Raw genomic sequence first — 16,573 nt, forward strand, 5'->3', positions numbered from 1 at the left:
TTATTAACATCAAAAAGAAGGGCTTTGATGGGATAAGCTCAAGTTAATTACTTCAGCCAAACATAGTAATAGCTACTTCACATTAAGTTTTGCACACAGTTTTTCGTTGTCTTATAACCAATAGTAATAAGTTCTCTTACAAAATATGGTTGATGAATCCGTAGAAAAGACTAGATTTTTTGGTCATCATTAACTAATATAACTGTGGGCGACGTTCTGTATAGTTATCGTAAAAACTACTTATTTAACAGTCAATTAGTAAAATCCCACTATTTATAAAATAGGTTACTAATTATTTTGGCTCAAGCGCTGCTACTTGTTATGCATATTCAAGCGATCACAAGTAGAGCAACCTCTCTTATTGTCACCCTTTATTAGGGTTGATAACGCGCTTGAATACAGAGCGTCAGATATTCAAGATTAATCAAATGCATTGTTATTAACTATTCAGCTAATTGGTTTTAAGTGCTGGACGGGGTTTAATAACAAGCGATACTCAAGATAACGATATGACGTTATTGGTAACTAGGTAATTGGTATACAGGGCAGTATTTTCTCTCGCTGCCAACGGCAATTACTTACTATCTATTAAGACGCTAATTATTTATTGAGACAGATGCTATCCGTCAAAAGAGTTGAAGGTTTTAGCTTACTCTTAACGCATGATGTCTATGAGCGTTGCATCATTTATTGAATCCTATATACGAATATTAACTATCAGCCCGTTCTGCTTACGGGGACTAGCTTATGTGCCGCATTGGATGTATAGGCGACCCGTTTACTCAAAAGGACCAGCTATGTCAATGATCTCCTCGCAAACTCACCTGGCTACGCCAGATGACTTTTCTGATAACTGTGGTTTTGGTTTGATTGCTCATATTGAAGGGCAAGCCAGTCATGATTTGGTAAAAACAGCTATTCATAGTCTAAGCTGTATGACTCACCGTGGCGGTGTTGCTGCTGATGGTAAAACTGGTGATGGTTGTGGCTTATTACTGGCCACGCCTACTGAATTTTTTAGAAAGATTGCTGCTGAGCAACAATTAGCAATTACCGAAAACTTTGCTGTTGGTATGGTGTTCGTCAATTTAGATGAGGCTAAAGCCAAGCATAGCCAGCAAGTGCTAAGTGATGAGATTGCAGCACAAGGATTAGAGGTTGCTGGCTGGCGCGACGTACCGCTTGACCTTAGTATCGTTGGTGAGATTGGCCGTGAGACATTACCGGATTTCAAACAGATATTCGTCAATGCCCCTGATGATTTGGCTGCGGATGACTTTAACCGTAAGCTGTTTGTGGCACGTAAAAAAGCAGAACAGCAACTGATTGATGACGAACTATTCTATGTTTGTTCATTGAGCTGTCAGACTATTATCTATAAAGGTTTGGTGATGCCATCAGACTTGCCAGCATTCTTTTTAGATTTGCAAGATGCGCGTTTGGCGTCACATATTGTGGTGTTCCATCAACGTTTTTCGACCAATACTTTACCGCGTTGGCCATTAGCACAGCCATTCCGTTATCTCGCTCACAATGGTGAATTGAATACCATCACGGGTAATCGTAACTGGTCTGAAGCCCGTACGCCAAAGTTAAAATCAGACAAACTGCCTAACTTGAATGAATTGACACCGTTGGTAAATAGCAGTGGTTCTGATTCATCAAGTTTAGATAACATGCTTGAAGTGCTTATGTCAGGTGGCATGAACTTATTCCATGCGATGTCGATACTCGTACCACCAGCATGGCAAAATGTCGATAGCATGGACATGGACTTGCGCGCCTTTTATGAGTTCTATTCGCAGCACATGGAAGCGTGGGATGGCCCTGCTGGTCTGGTTATTCAAGATGGACGCTATGCCGTCTGTATGCTTGACAGAAACGGCCTACGTCCGTCACGTTGGGTAACGACTAAGAATGGCTATATCACTGTCGCCTCTGAAGTTGGTGTTTGGGATTATGACCCTAAAGATGTGCTAGCAAAAGGGCGTGTCGGTCCAGGTCAGATGCTGGTCATTGATACGCTGACAGGTCAGATTTTAGATACTAGAGCCATTGCTACCTTGCTCAAAAAAGCGCATCCATATCGTAAATGGTTGCGCGAAGAAGCGACTCGTATCCGTGATGACGAACGCCTAGAAGAAGAGTTAGCAGCACAATCATGTCGCGGCGATCAGCTAAAAACATTGCAAAAGATGTATCACATCACCAATGAAGAGCGTACTGAAATCATTCGTCCCAACGCCGAAAATGGTCAAGAGCCTGTTGGTTCGATGGGTGATGATACGCCAATGGCAGTGCTCTCACAGCAAATCCGTCATGTCGGTGACTTTTTCCGTCAGCAGTTCGCGCAGGTGACCAATCCACCGATTGATCCATTACGTGAATCCATTGTCATGTCTCTACAGACTTGTTTGGGTGCTGAGACCAATGTGTTTGCGCCGTCAGCGCGAGACGCTCATCGTATTATCTTGTCATCGCCAGTATTGTCAGCCAGCAAGATGCAGCAGCTTGAAACCTTGGATGACCCAGCGTTCAAGATGGCTCGTATTGATCTAAACTACGATCGCACTCTAGAGTTATCAGAAGCCATCACCGCTATTTGTGAGCAAGTGGCGACTACTATTCGTGCTGGTAATACTTTAATCGTATTGTCTGACAGAGACATCGATGCGGATAAAGTACCGGCCAATGCCATCATGGTAACGGGTGCAGTGCATCATTATCTCATTGGTCAAGGTATCCGTACCGATGCTAACTTAATCATTGAGACAGGCCTAGCTCGTGACTCGCATCAAGTAGCAGTATTGATTGGCTTTGGCGCGACCTGCGTGTATCCATACTTGGCTTATGATGTCATCGATGATTTGGTGGCAACTGGTGAGCTGCTCGGTGATCCGATTCAGGCGCGGGTTAATTTCCGCAAAGGCTTGGATAAAGGACTGCTAAAAATCTTATCAAAAATGGGTATTTCTACCATTGTTTCTTACCGTGCTGCTCAGTTGTTTGAAGCGGTTGGCCTCTCTGAAGAAGTGGTCAGCTTGTGTTTCAAAGGTGTGCAAAGCCGTATTAAAGGCGCCACCTTTGCTGACTTGGCTGCCGACCAAGCGCAATTGGCAGCCAATGCCTTTAAGCGTCGTGCACCGCTCGATCAAGGTGGTCTGCTCAAGTTTGTCTTTAATAAAGAGTACCATGCCTTTAATCCAGACGTGATCAACAGCCTACATACGGCTGTACGCACTGGTGACTACGAAAACTACCGCCGCTATGCGGATCTGGTCAATAGTCGTCCAGTCGCCACTTTACGTGACTTGTTAAAGTTAAAAACTGACAATTCTATCGATGTAAATGATGTCGAAGATATCTCCAAAATCTTGACACGTTTTGACTCCGCTGGCATGTCACTAGGGGCATTGTCACCTGAAGCGCATGAATCAATTGCCATGGCGATGAACACCATCGGTGGTCGCTCAAACTCTGGTGAGGGCGGTGAAGATCCAGTACGTTATGGCACGTTGCGTAACTCGAAGATCAAGCAAATTGCCTCTGGTCGTTTTGGGGTGACACCTGCGTATCTACGCTCAGCAGAAGTCATGCAGATTAAAGTCGCTCAGGGTGCTAAGCCGGGCGAGGGTGGTCAGTTGCCTGGTGGTAAGGTCAACGCTCTGATTGCACGTTTGCGTTATTCAGTGCCGGGCGTCACATTGATTTCACCGCCGCCGCATCATGATATTTATTCTATCGAAGATTTGGCGCAGCTGATTTTTGATTTGAAGCAAGTCAATCCTGATGCCTTAGTTTCTGTGAAGCTAGTATCCCGTCCAGGCGTTGGTACTATCGCTACAGGTGTGGCAAAAGCCTATGCTGACCTAATTACTATCTCAGGCTATGATGGCGGCACAGCAGCCTCTCCGCTGTCCTCTATCCATCATGCAGGCTCACCATGGGAGCTAGGTCTGGCAGAGACTCATCAGTCGCTACGGGTCAATGGGCTACGAGATAAAGTACGTGTGCAAACCGATGGTGGTCTAAAGACAGGACTTGACGTGGTCAAAGCAGCCATTCTTGGTGCAGAAAGCTTTGGGTTTGGTACTACGCCGATGATTGCGGTTGGTTGTAAATATCTACGTATCTGTCATTTGAATAACTGCCCAACAGGCGTTGCTACTCAAAAAGCCAAGTTACGCGATGAGCATTTCATTGGTGAAGCAGAGATGTTGATTAACTTCTTCAAATTTGTAGCAACCGAAACTCGTGAGTGGCTAGCGGCACTTGGTGTCAGTAGTATGGAAGAGCTGGTCGGACGTACTGACTTACTCGAAGTGCTAGAAGGCAATACTGACAAGCAGCGCCATCTTGATTTGACACCGTTATTGTTTAGTCATCCAGCGAGTGCTGGTAAAGCACAAACCTGTCAGGTAGAGCGCAACGAGCCATTTGATAAAGGTTTGCTAGCTGAACAAATGGTTAGTGATATGCTACTCAATATTCGTCAAGGAATAGGCGGTGATTATAGCTATTATGTTGGTAACTGTGATCGCTCTATCGGTGCCCGTATTTCTGGTGAAATCGCGCAAGTATGGGGCAATCTTGGCATGAGTGACATGCCGGTGAGATTGCATCTAACTGGTACTGCAGGGCAGAGTTTGGGTGTTTGGAATGCAGGTGGTCTAAATATTGAGCTCGAAGGCGATGCCAATGACTATGTCGGTAAAGGCATGGCAGGCGGTGAGATTGTCATTTATCCACCAAAAGACTCAGTCTTTACAGCGCAAGATACCGCCATCATTGGTAATACCTGTCTATATGGTGCAACAGGTGGTAAGTTGTATGCAGCGGGTACGGCAGGCGAGCGCTTTGGTGTTCGTAACTCTGGCGCGCATGCTGTCATCGAAGGCACTGGCGATCATTGCTGTGAATATATGACAGGTGGCATTGTCACCATCCTTGGACGTACAGGCCTTAACTTTGGGGCTGGTATGACGGGCGGTTTCGCTTATGTACTAGATATGGATGGCGATTTCTTTGACCGTTGCAACCATGAGCTGATCGATCTTAACCGTATCTCAAGTGAGCAAACTGAGGAACATCGCATCCACTTGCAACAAGTGATTGAAACGCATGTAGCTAAAACAGGCAGTGCATGGGGTCAGACGATATTAGATGACTTTGAACACTACGTTCGTAAGTTTTACTTGGTAAAACCAAAAGCGGCGAACATTGCAAGCCTTCTTAAAACGACAATGGCTGATCCGCAATAGTGCGATAGCCAATATATTTTAAGATACGTTTTAACTCACAAGTTTTAAGCAGGTAAGTGACAGCAATGATATTCATATCTTATATGTCAAATGAATCAGTCATCAAAGGCTGTCACCGCCCACTATAGAGAGATAGCATCATGGCAAAACGCTTAGAAAATAGTTTTCAGTTTTTAGATGTACCACGTCTTGAGCCAACCAAAAAAGACATCGCAACCCGTTCGACAGAATTTGTCGAAATTTATAAACCATTTGAAAATGAAGCGGTGGCACAGCAGTCACATCGTTGTCTTGAGTGCGGAAACCCGTACTGTGAATGGAAATGCCCAGTACATAATTACATTCCTAACTGGCTGAAACTGGCGACAGAAGGGCAGATATTTCAAGCTGCTGAGTTATGTCACCGTACCAACACGTTGCCTGAGGTATGTGGACGTGTCTGTCCACAGGATCGTTTGTGTGAAGGTGCCTGTACCTTGAATGATGGCTTTGGGGCTGTGACCATTGGTAATGTCGAAAAATATATCAATGACACGGCGTTTGCCCTTGGCTGGCGTCCAGATATGTCTGATGTGGTTTGGACAGACAAAAAAGTAGCGATCATTGGTGCAGGGCCAGCAGGTCTCGGTTGTGCAGATATCCTAGTAAGAAACGGTGTGAAGCCAGTTGTGTTCGATAAGCGTCCTGAGATTGGTGGCTTGCTTACCTTTGGTATTCCAGAATTTAAAATGGAAAAAGATGTCATGCGCAATCGCCGCGTCATCTTTGAAGGCATGGGTATGGAGTTCCGTCTTGAGACAGAAATCGGTACTGATATCAGCATTGATGAGCTATTAAGCGAGTACGATGCCGTGTTTATGGGTATGGGTACTTATACGTATATGCGTGGCGGTTTTGCTGGTGAAGAGCTAGAAGGCGTATATGATGCGCTAGACTACCTGATTGCTAATGTGAATCGTTGTAATGATTGGGAAAAGAACCCTGAAGAGTATATCGATTTCAAAGGCAAAAAAGTGGTTGTACTAGGCGGCGGAGATACAGCGATGGACTGTAACCGTACGAGTATTCGTCAAGGTGCTGAAAAAGTGGTTTGTGCGTATCGCCGTGATGAAGAAAATATGCCAGGATCACGCCGTGAAGTGGTCAATGCTCGCGAAGAAGGCGTTGAGTTCTTATTTAACCGTCAGCCAACTGAAATCATTGGCTTGAACGGTAAAGTCAACGGGGTAAAGGTCGTCACTACGCATCTAGGTGCACCAGACAACCGTGGTCGTCAACGTCCTGAGCCAATTCCTAATTCAGAAGAAATCATCCCTTGTGATGCGGTTATTATGGCGTTCGGCTTCCGTCCTAGTCCTGCTGATTGGTTTGAAACGCAGCAAGTGGCGATGGACAGCTCAGGTCGAGTATTGGCAGCAGAAAAGCAAACCTTTAAATTCCAGACTAACAATCCTAAGATATTTGCAGGTGGTGATATGGTGCGAGGTTCTGACCTAGTCGTGACCGCTATTTGGGAAGGTCGTGAGGCTGCTGAAGGTATATTGGATTTCTTAGAAGTCTAGGGCATGTCCTCAATTCAAGCGATAGTCATCTAACTGGTCTAAAAATGGCTAAATTTTGCCAAACAGCGTCAAATAGCTTGTTAATATCTCAATATTATCTACACTATTTTCCTTGTTTGACGGCAATTTATCTCATTTTTATCTCCATTTTTGAAATGAGGACACACCTTAACTGGCTTTATTTAAGTGCAGTTAGTTGTCAGTAGATTCTGAACGTGAACGTCTTTTGTCTTTCGATAGGCAAGAGGCGTTTTTTTTGATTATTGCTTTGTAAATAGAGTCGCGGCTGCTAGCATGTCCGTTAGTAACTTATGGTTTTTATCATTCGTCCTGCCTATCAACTAAAAAGAGTAACCTTGCGTGAAATCAATCCTTTGGCAGCGTGTGTCTGCTCCGTTTGTTGAGCCTTACGTCCGTTATCAATATGCAGATATTTTGCATGCCATACGCTTAGGTGTGGCTGTAATATTGGCCTTGCTAGTCAATGTCCTTACTGGTTTTCCACATGGTGAATGGACGACTATCACCGTATTTATCATTTTAGGTCTATTGCAGTATCAAGGTGCTATTTATACCAAGGCTAAAGAGCGGATACTTGGTACGCTATTGGGTATTGTCGCCGCTTTTAGTATTCTGTGGTTTAGCGACAGTGTGAATGCATGGACATGGGTTTATTATGCGCTGATTGGTTTGGTGAGTGGCTTTATCGGTTATTTAGCAGTCCGAAAGCTTGGTTATACAGGTTTGCTGACTGGTATCACGATGTTGATGATTGTCTCAAATTTGGGACAAAGCAATATGAGTCAAGACGGAATTTATCGTGCGCTGAATATCTTATTAGGTACTGGCGTTTCGGTAGCCGTGACACTTATTTTGCCACTGAAATCGACGTTGATGTGGCGATTTCTATTGAGCAGCAACCTCGATGCCTGTAGCAACTTGTATGCTGGTGTGGGCAAGCATATTGATGACGCGACTGAGGACACGCCAGACAACGTGAATATAAAGCCTAACTCCGTTGTCTTTCCTGATGACGGTGTACCTGTAAATCAGACGTTGGTCAACGCATTACAACAGATTAATAAGCGTCTGTTAGCTGTTCGCCCGCATATCGCGGCGACTGCCAGTGAGTCAGGCATTAACAAGACAACGCTGGAGACCATTCAACGTACTCACCGTAATATCATCGGCACCATTGATTTATTACTGAGTGCCGCTCCACGTTTGGCAAATATTGAAATCGATGATGACAATCATATCTTACTGATACATTATCAGAGTGAGCTGACGCAAGCCATGCAGCACATAGCAGCAGTATTGCGCAGTCCCAGTGATGAAGTGTTCCGACCCATTACTCGTATTGCTGTTTCAGAATATCCAAGTGTCAAGCATCTAGCGTTTGAATGGCAGGGGTACTTTTGGCTGACTCAAACGTTACAGACTCAACTACAGCAGATGAGTGAGTTGCTACAAACAACTAAGCCACAATGGTATGCCGCATCTGGGCTTGGCTATCAACGCCGTGAGCAGCGTAGAATGAAAGAGCAGGGCGGCGAGGGAGATCTGCATTTATAACGCAAAAAAACGCTGACTATCTAAAGTCAGCGTTTTTTTTGGTCTTATTTATCTTTTCGATCTTCAGAACGAAGAAGAAAATAGCGACTAACGTCCCGTTTTTAGCTTATCCCAATACTGCTGATAAAGCTGCAAGGCATCATCACCGACATCTTCTTGAAATTCAGCTTTGGCCAATACTTCTTGAGGAGGGTAGATGGTAGGATTATTCTTCACATCATCTGGCATCATCTCACGTGCTGCAATATTTGGTGAAGCATAACCAATCTCTTCACTAACGATTTTCGAGTTTTCAGGGCGTAATAGGTAGTCGATGAATTTATGCGCGGCATCAACGTGTTTGGCATTTTTTGGAATGACAAAGTTGTCCATCCATAAGATTGCACCTTCGCTAGGATATTTATAAACCAAGCTGGTTAGACCTTCATCATTGGCGATCACTGCTTCGCCATTCCATGTCATACCCACTGAGGTTTCACCCTCCATATATGGCATACGTGAGGCGTCTGAGTTAAAGGTTTTCACATTTGGCATTATGGTCGTGAGCTTATTATAAGCTGCTTCAATCTCTTTAGGATCGGTGCTGTTGCCCGAGTAGCCAAGCGTGAGTAGCGCCATGCCAAATACTTCGCGCATGTCATTCATCAGCATGACTTGACCTTTGAATTCAGGACGCCATAAGTCATTCCAACTATTTACAGTAGCAGGATCGACGCTGTCACCATTAATCGCTAGACCAGTGCTGCCCCACATATAAGGGATAGAGTACTTGTTCTCTGGGTCTACTTTGGTATTGGTAAATGACGTATCTAGATTTTTAAAGTTGCTCAATTTAGATTTATCTAGCTCTTGTAATAGGCCTTCTTTTGCCATTTTTTCGACATAATACGTCGATGGAATAGCCAAATCATATTGGCTAGAATCATCGAGAAGTTTCAGCTTGGCATACATCGCTTCGTTAGAATCAAAAGTAGTGTAATTAACCGATATACCAGTCTCTTCTTCAAAACCATCAAGAATTTCTTGTGGCATATACTCTGACCAGTTGTATAAGTTAAGCGTCTCATTGCTCGCAGTGGCACTGCCATCAGCAGCGGCATTGTCAGAGTTGCTACAGCTAGCAAGTACAAAGCCAACAGCCATGGTCAATAGTGCTTTTGGTACGATACGGCCAATACGAGCCGACATGTTCGATGACGAACGGGGTGATGAACGGGTCAAAATATCTCTCCTAAACAAAGAATGATGCCAATCAGTAAAAAGTACCGATTGATAAATGCTACTTAATATAGATAGTTACACTATTATGGCTATTTGTTTCAGTGATTTAAAGGGCAATTAAGGCAATCGATGCGAGTCGCTGTGATGATGCGCTGATTTTCCATCAATAATAGAGGCTTGATACGAGATATAAGGTTAGGTTTGCTCAGCCTAATGACGGTATATAATCATGCTATGATAAGTGCAGATTTGTAATGACTGTGCCATAAAACCTCTTCTCATGGCGCGCTACATAATAATAAAGGATGCAATCTCATGACTCAGAACCATTCAGTAGATGCAGCGATTCCAATGCTTCTCAAAGACAAAGTTGCTATTGTCACAGGTGCTAGCCGTGGTCTTGGCGCGCAAATCGCTAAACAGATGGCCGCAGCAGGGGCCAATATGTGTGTCAATTACCTGAACAGTAAAGATGCTGCCGAAGCGGTAGTGGCTGACATTAAAGCCAAAGGCGGGCAAGCTTTTACTTATCAAGGGGATGTAACTGACGCAATTCAAATGCAAGCAATGGCAGCGGCAGTGATTGAGCATTTCGGTGCAATTGATATATTGGTCAATAATGCCTTGCCTAGTTACCAGTTCAATCCTAGTGCGGATTATACGAGTATCGAAACCGTGAACTGGGCGCACTTCTCGCAGCAGATGGATGGCATCGTCAAGGGTGCAGTCAACACGGTGCAAGCGGTATTACCTCAGATGAAAGCGCAGAAAATGGGCAAGATTATCAACATCTCAACCAACCTTGTCTATAATCCGGTGGTTACTTATTACGACTATACCACTGCTAAATCAGCGCTAATTGGGCTGACACGTAACTTAGCATCTGAACTGGGGCAGTATGGTATCCGTGTCAATCTGCTGGCAGGCGGACTGCTAAAGACGACGGATGCAAGCAGCTTAACCACTGAAGAAGTATTTGACTATATCGCGACCACCACGCCGCTGCGTCAAGCGACCTCGGTGTCTGACTTTGCCAATTCCGTACTGCTAATGGCGTCTGACTTGAGTGCAGCTATCACAGGACAATCCATCGCTGTTGATGGTGGCTTGACAATGCCTTAACCGATGCCTTAACTGACGCCTTAACCGGTGCCTTAACGTTTGATTGGATTTGTAGAAGGGATAAAATGAATACTCGTCAAGGTGTTGGAGTCGTTACCGCTACGCTGGCTATCGTTGCATTTATGACGTTTCTCAACTCTGGCTCACCGACTGATGTATTGGCCTGTTGAGACTTATATGGGTCTGACCTTTACGATTGGCTGGTTGAGTGGTGTGCCTAATTGGCTAGCTTACGTGCTAGCGGCAGTAGTGCTTATTTTTATCATTGGAGGGTTTTATAAAATCGGTAGCTGGGTTTATGGTTTGATAGCAGGTAGGTCTTAGGTGCCAAAATGTTAGTGTAAATTGTTCATAATTTTATAGTCGATGATGTGGTCTCAAGGCTTGTTTAATTTCTATATATTACTTATTAGCGATAGATTGGATGTATTTCGATCTATCGTTTTTTCATTCTTGCTAATCCATTTTTAAACGTTTGCGATTTGTTTGTTGCACATAGTTACAAACTTTTTGTTTGGTAATACAAAAATATTTGTTTCTATTTCCCAACTATGTTTCAATCTCATTCTTTTATCAATTTTTTCATATACCTTAAGTACATCCACTGTGCTTAAATTTTGATTGGAGTAATGGGCTATGCAAGGAAGTAATTCACCAAATGGCAGTCCGCCACACGATAATTTTGATGCAGCAGAACAAAACTCTCGCATGCAGCGATTTTTAAAAGGGGTTGAGTGGCTCGGTAATTTATTACCACACCCTGTGATTTTATTCGTATGGATGTCAGTATTTTTACTAGTGCTGTCATCCGTATTGTCTTACTTTGGTGTATCGGTAATTGATCCACGACCAGAAGGTGCTAAAGGGCGTAGCGTCGATGGTATGATCGAAGTTGTCAACTTGTTAAACGGTGAAGGTTTAGCACGTATTGTTGAGAACTTAGTGACCAATTTTACAGGCTTTGTACCACTCGGGACTGTGCTAGTCGCTTTACTCGGTGTCGGCATCGCTGAGCGTTCTGGCATGATATCCGCTGCACTACGCGGACTGGTACTAAATGCACCAAAAAAGATGGTGACCTTTACGATTGTATTCGCAGGTATTATGTCGAACACAGCCGCTGAGCTTGGCTACGTAGTGTTGATACCGCTTGCAGCAGTCATCTTTCACTCACTTGGTCGACACCCTTTAGCTGGTATAGCTGCGGCATTTGCTGGCGTGTCTGGCGGTTACAGTGCCAACTTATTACTCGGCACGGTTGATCCTCTATTATCAGGGATTACCCAAGAAGCGGCACGTATTATCGATCCAGCTTATACCGTTGGAGCAGAAGCGAACTGGTATTTCATGGTGGTCAGTACTTTTTTGATTAGTGGTCTGGGTTATTTCGTGACCGAAAAAATCGTTGAGCCAAGTTTAGGTAAGTATAACCCGACTGATGCTGATGATCCTTCGGTGCTAGATACCAAAGCTGAGCACGTGTCTGCCATTGAGAAAAAAGGCCTTATGTGGGCGGGTATTAGCATGTTGATATTCTGCTTATTACTTGCTTGGACAGTAGTACCAGTAGACGGTATCTTGCGCAATGCCGAGACAGGTCTGATATCAGGCTCGCCATTTTTAAAAGGGATTGTCGTTTTTATCTTTGTTTTCTTTGCCATACCAGGTTACATATACGGCAAAATCACTGGTAGTATGAAAAACAATCAAGATGTCGTTGATGCGATGAGCCATGCGATGAGTTCGCTCAGTATTTATATCGTCTTGGTGTTCTTTGCCGCACAGTTCACCGCATTCTTTAACTGGTCAAACCTTGGCTCTGTGATGGCTGTATCTGGTGCAACTTTCCTAAATGATATCGGTTTGACTGGACCATTCTTGTTGGTTGGTTTTATCTTGATATGTGCGGTAGTTAATTTGATGCTAGGTTCGGCGTCTGCGCAGTGGGCAGTGACAGCACCGATATTTGTACCGATGCTGATGCTGACGGGTTATGCGCCGGAGATGATACAGGCAGCGTATCGTATTGGTGATTCGACCACCAATATTATTACGCCCATGATGAGCTATTTTGGCTTAATTATGGCGGTTGCGATTCGCTATAAGAAAAATACGGGTGTCGGTACACTGATGGCAATGATGTTGCCTTATTCTATTGCATTCTTAGTTGGTTGGATTATTCTATTCTGCATTTGGGTGTTTGTACTTGGTTTGCCAGTTGGTCCAGGTTCAGAGACGTTTTACCCAGCACAATAATTAGATAATTATAGAAAGTATACTGACAATAAAAAGCCCTTACTAGTGACCTAGTAAGGGCTTTTTTTCAATAAACGTTAATGGCTTTATTTACATAGATACTCTTAAGAGGCTGTTTTCAACTGAGCAAGTACCGTTTGTATACCGTATTCTTCAATCGTCCCAGTGACGAAATCAGCACGTGCTATCAGCGCGGGTTGCGCATCGCCCATCGCCACGGCAAACCCGACCAGATCAAACATCTCTAAGTCGTTCATACCATCACCAAATGCCATGCACTCGCTTGCATCTACGTCATAGTATTTGCACACATCTTTGATACCTCGTGCTTTGGATGCTTCTATTGGCAATATATCGGCGCCAATATGATGCCAATGTACCAGTTTTAAATCGTATTGAGCAAAGTCAATGTCTTGCATTTTGTCTTCTTGACTATTAAAGAAAACAGAACATTGATACACAGTGTTTGATTTATAGTAATCAGGGGCAACGATAGAGTTGGGCGTGATGGCATTGAACTCACGCAAACGCTCGTTTTCACCTGACCAAGCGATATGAGTCGCTGAGTCAAACTTATGAATAAAGTCGCCCTTTAAGCACAGGTTTGCAATTTTATCCGTTTGTTCTGCGGACAGTGGGTAATGGCTAATTCGGCCACTATTGTCGAAGCTATATTGTCCATTCATACAAATAATGGCATCCAACACATTTGACGCTAGCAACGCTAAGATATCATCTGGCAATATTGCTTTGGAGCGTCCTGTTGATATCACTAGCTTGATATCAGTCTCAGAAAGCTGCTTCAACGTTGCTTGGTTATGCTCAGCGATAATACCATTGCGGCTGAGCGTATCATCGATATCAAAAAATATGATTTTGGGCATAGGTATGGGGGTGCTCTGAGCCATAATTTCTGTGGCCGTTTTATCTTCAACAAACATGATGATCCTATTATTTTTTATTCATTCAGGGGTCAGTGACCTAAATACTACTATAACCACGTAAAGGAAGACCATAGCTATAAGGTAACGTACCCATAGATGATCTTGCTTGGTGAGCTGAGATAACTCTACTATTCTGAATCTTATTTCTTTTTAATTCAAAAGGTTAACAAAACCCCTAAAAGATATGATTAGCTTAATAATGGTTATTTATTATAAGGTTATTTTTAATCATGGCTTTTAACGCTTACCTTTGAATGAAGGGTAAGGCATTCCGTCTTCACTGATAACTCAACTGCTTAAAGGAATAACGATGCAAGTTTTTACATTGAAGAAAGTAGTCGCCCTAACCGCACTCGCTTTGTCTACCAGTACCTTTGCAATGGATGTCACGTTCAATGATAAGACGTGGAACGCTGATCACATACCTGAAGGCCAACAGTGTCTAGATTACGGTGGCAAAAGCCCAGCCACGCCGAGTATGATGGTCTCAAACATTCCTGATGGAGCTGATAGCTTAGTCTTTGTCTACAACGATGTGAGTAACAAACGTATGCAAAAGGGCGGGCATGGAATTGTCAGCTACGCATTGTCAGAGGGCAAAACCAGTGTCGAGGTGCCACGCGTGTTTGGTCACACTTATGAAGTGCCAGTTGGTGTAGAGATGGTGGCTGAATACCGTAGCCGTCAGGGTGATGTCCGCGGCGCATACAAGCCACCCTGTTCAGGTGGCAAGGATCATTTGTATACGATAGATGTGCAGTCATGGCAAGGCGATATGATGACTGCTGAGACGACAATTGAGATGGGACGGTATTAGTCAATTGGGCACTTTAGTCAGCGCAAAAAGCCGTCTATACAGTGTGTAGGCGGCTTTTTAATGCTAGTAAGTTATGTTCCCCATATCTATAAAATGTGCTAGGTTAGTAAGTAGGCAATGCTTGGAATGATACTTGCAGCATCTGACGCAATCCATAAGCGTGGGTCAGTCGTATGTTAGGGTAGAGGCAGGACTAAAGGAAAATACAGATTAGACATTATAATTATTAGAATAATGATATCGCACTGGTTGAGCCCAGTTTTATAGTACAATTGTACTCTGATAAAACCCAGTATGTTATCTCACTAAAATCTCATGTCATCACAGAACCAAGTCATGGTAGATTATAAAGAGTCATTGGAAGCTGAAAATATTATTGATTGTATTTTATTTTAAAGTATCTATCAATTTGGATTAATTTATTATAAACGGATTTTCTTATGCATATAACGACAAGCCAACCTTCAGAAAGTAGAAAAAGACATGGCGAGCATATTCTCATCCATATGACATATATCGCCAAAAATGTCGACCTAGATTCGGGAATTGAGCTGACTCGCGCACTTGAGTATTGGCGCAGATATTTTGAAGAAAACAATATAGTTTCAGCCTTAGTCATTAGTGAAGGTTATTTCGTTCAAAGTTTTGAAGGGACAAGGCCTGCTATCAATACTGCTTTAGAAAAGATACTTGACGAGCATTCAAGCATCTTTCCTAACATTGTTAATATAGAGGAAATAGAATCGCGTCAATGGAATGGGTTTTTAGTCAAACATCTAACATCAAGCATTGAAGATGAAGAGTATGCTCTAAGAAGCTTCTCGGCAGGTTCTGACTACAATCCCTATCTCATGAAAAGCACTCAGATTGAAAGCTTTTTGAAGGCGGTATTTGAAGATACTGAATCCAATAAATTTTAAATGCGTTGCATTCATTTCCTAGATATTTATTTCTTAAATATTTGTCTCTTGGGACAGTCATTTGTTACAGCTAGAATAGAAAAGCCGTCTATATATGTGTGTAGGCGGCTTTTTGGTGATTCCTATTTTTGTCGTATTATTTTAAGGTGTAGACGATAAGAAACGGGTCAATTACCAAGAGTTTTATTGATTAAACTTTATAATAGAGTGTATATTAATTTATATAACTATTATATAAATGGATTTTCTTATGCACATAACGACAAGTCAAACTTTAGAAAATAGAAAAAGACATGGCGAGCATGTTCTGATTAGCCTAACGTATATCGGTAAAAACATCGAAATGAAAACAGGTATAGAATTGACTCGTGCTCTTGAGCAGTGGCGAAGATACTTTGAGGAAAGTGGGTTAGTTGCAGCGCTTGTGATCAATGACGGTTATTTTGTTCAAAATATTCAAGGTTCAAGACCGGCCGTCAATACTGCTCTAGCGAAGATAATTGATGAGCATTTCAAGATTCTCCCTAATATTGTTAAGCTGGAGGAAATAGAAGCGCTTCGGTGGGATGGGTTTGTAACCAAACACCTGACGGAAAGTGTCGAAGATGAGGAATATGCCCTAAAAAGCTTTTCAGCGGGTTCTGACTTCAATCCTTATCTAATGAAAAGCACTCAGATTGAAAGTTTTTTGAAGGTGAGTTTTGAAGACGGTTAATTCAGAAAATTGTAAACGCGTAGTATGCGCTCAGTATAAAGACCATCTGCTCTAACCAGCATAAAAAAGCCGTCTATAAAGTGTCTTTTGATTTAGATAAATTTTTTATAAATAAGGTTTCTTATGCATATCGCTACTAGCCTACCTTCAGAAAATAGAATAAGACATGGCGAGCATATT

The 16,573-nt window shown here is 43.0% G+C and carries 11 protein-coding genes; 9 read left to right on the forward strand and 2 right to left on the reverse strand.

The annotated features are described in order from the left end of the window. Positions 1–761: 761 nt before the first annotated feature. The 3 genes from gltB to ACZW67_RS09950 all read left to right on the forward strand — a co-directional run bounded on the left by gltB (position 762) and on the right by ACZW67_RS09950 (position 8,398). Positions 762–5,261 carry a glutamate synthase large subunit gene (gltB, locus tag ACZW67_RS09940; RefSeq protein WP_465183126.1) on the forward strand — a complete coding sequence of 1,500 codons (4,500 nt, stop codon included), beginning with the start codon at positions 762–764 and terminating at the stop codon, positions 5,259–5,261. A gap of 140 nt (positions 5,262–5,401) precedes the next feature. Further along, positions 5,402–6,823, forward strand: coding sequence for a glutamate synthase subunit beta (locus ACZW67_RS09945; protein WP_465183117.1), 1,422 nt, complete (start codon positions 5,402–5,404; stop codon positions 6,821–6,823). 360 nt (positions 6,824–7,183) lie between these two features. After that, positions 7,184–8,398 (forward strand): FUSC family protein, encoded by a 1,215-nt coding sequence (locus ACZW67_RS09950; RefSeq protein ID WP_201549956.1) that lies wholly within the window; start codon positions 7,184–7,186, stop codon positions 8,396–8,398. Between the two features lie 87 nt (positions 8,399–8,485). Here the strand turns inward: ACZW67_RS09950 and ACZW67_RS09955 are convergent, their stop codons facing one another. Beyond that, on the reverse strand, positions 8,486–9,619 hold the full coding sequence (locus ACZW67_RS09955) for an ABC transporter substrate-binding protein (protein ID WP_465183118.1): 1,134 nt from the start codon (positions 9,617–9,619) through the stop codon (positions 8,486–8,488). Positions 9,620–9,934: 315 nt separating this feature from the next. Here ACZW67_RS09955 and ACZW67_RS09960 point away from each other — a divergent pair, with 315 nt between their 5' ends. The 3 genes from ACZW67_RS09960 (at position 9,935) to ACZW67_RS09970 (ending at position 12,997) form a co-directional block, all read left to right on the forward strand. After that, on the forward strand, positions 9,935–10,741 hold the full coding sequence (locus ACZW67_RS09960; RefSeq protein ID WP_465183119.1) for a 3-oxoacyl-ACP reductase: 807 nt from the start codon (positions 9,935–9,937) through the stop codon (positions 10,739–10,741). 177 nt (positions 10,742–10,918) lie between these two features. Further along, a complete protein-coding gene (locus ACZW67_RS09965) occupies positions 10,919–11,065 on the forward strand; it encodes a hypothetical protein (RefSeq protein ID WP_465183120.1) in 147 nt (48 codons plus the stop codon). A 312-nt stretch (positions 11,066–11,377) separates the two neighbouring features. Beyond that, positions 11,378–12,997 carry an AbgT family transporter gene (locus ACZW67_RS09970; protein ID WP_465183121.1) on the forward strand — a complete coding sequence of 540 codons (1,620 nt, stop codon included), beginning with the start codon at positions 11,378–11,380 and terminating at the stop codon, positions 12,995–12,997. A gap of 104 nt (positions 12,998–13,101) precedes the next feature. Here ACZW67_RS09970 and ACZW67_RS09975 read toward each other — a convergent pair whose 3' ends face one another. Beyond that, positions 13,102–13,938, reverse strand: a complete 837-nt coding sequence (locus ACZW67_RS09975; RefSeq protein WP_465183122.1) for an HAD family hydrolase — start codon at positions 13,936–13,938, stop codon at positions 13,102–13,104. A gap of 313 nt (positions 13,939–14,251) precedes the next feature. Between ACZW67_RS09975 and ACZW67_RS09980 the strand changes: the two genes are divergently transcribed. The 3 genes from ACZW67_RS09980 (at position 14,252) to ACZW67_RS09990 (ending at position 16,393) form a co-directional block, all read left to right on the forward strand. Next, positions 14,252–14,758 carry a hypothetical protein gene (locus ACZW67_RS09980; RefSeq protein WP_465183123.1) on the forward strand — a complete coding sequence of 169 codons (507 nt, stop codon included), beginning with the start codon at positions 14,252–14,254 and terminating at the stop codon, positions 14,756–14,758. Between the two features lie 440 nt (positions 14,759–15,198). Continuing rightward, positions 15,199–15,678 carry a BLUF domain-containing protein gene (locus tag ACZW67_RS09985; RefSeq protein WP_465183124.1) on the forward strand — a complete coding sequence of 160 codons (480 nt, stop codon included), beginning with the start codon at positions 15,199–15,201 and terminating at the stop codon, positions 15,676–15,678. 250 nt (positions 15,679–15,928) lie between these two features. After that, positions 15,929–16,393: a BLUF domain-containing protein gene (locus ACZW67_RS09990; protein ID WP_465183125.1), complete on the forward strand. Its 465-nt coding sequence runs from the start codon at positions 15,929–15,931 to the stop codon at positions 16,391–16,393. The last annotated feature ends 180 nt before the right edge of the window (positions 16,394–16,573 follow it).

It is taken from the genome of Psychrobacter sp. TPE 89C (assembly GCF_055522395.1).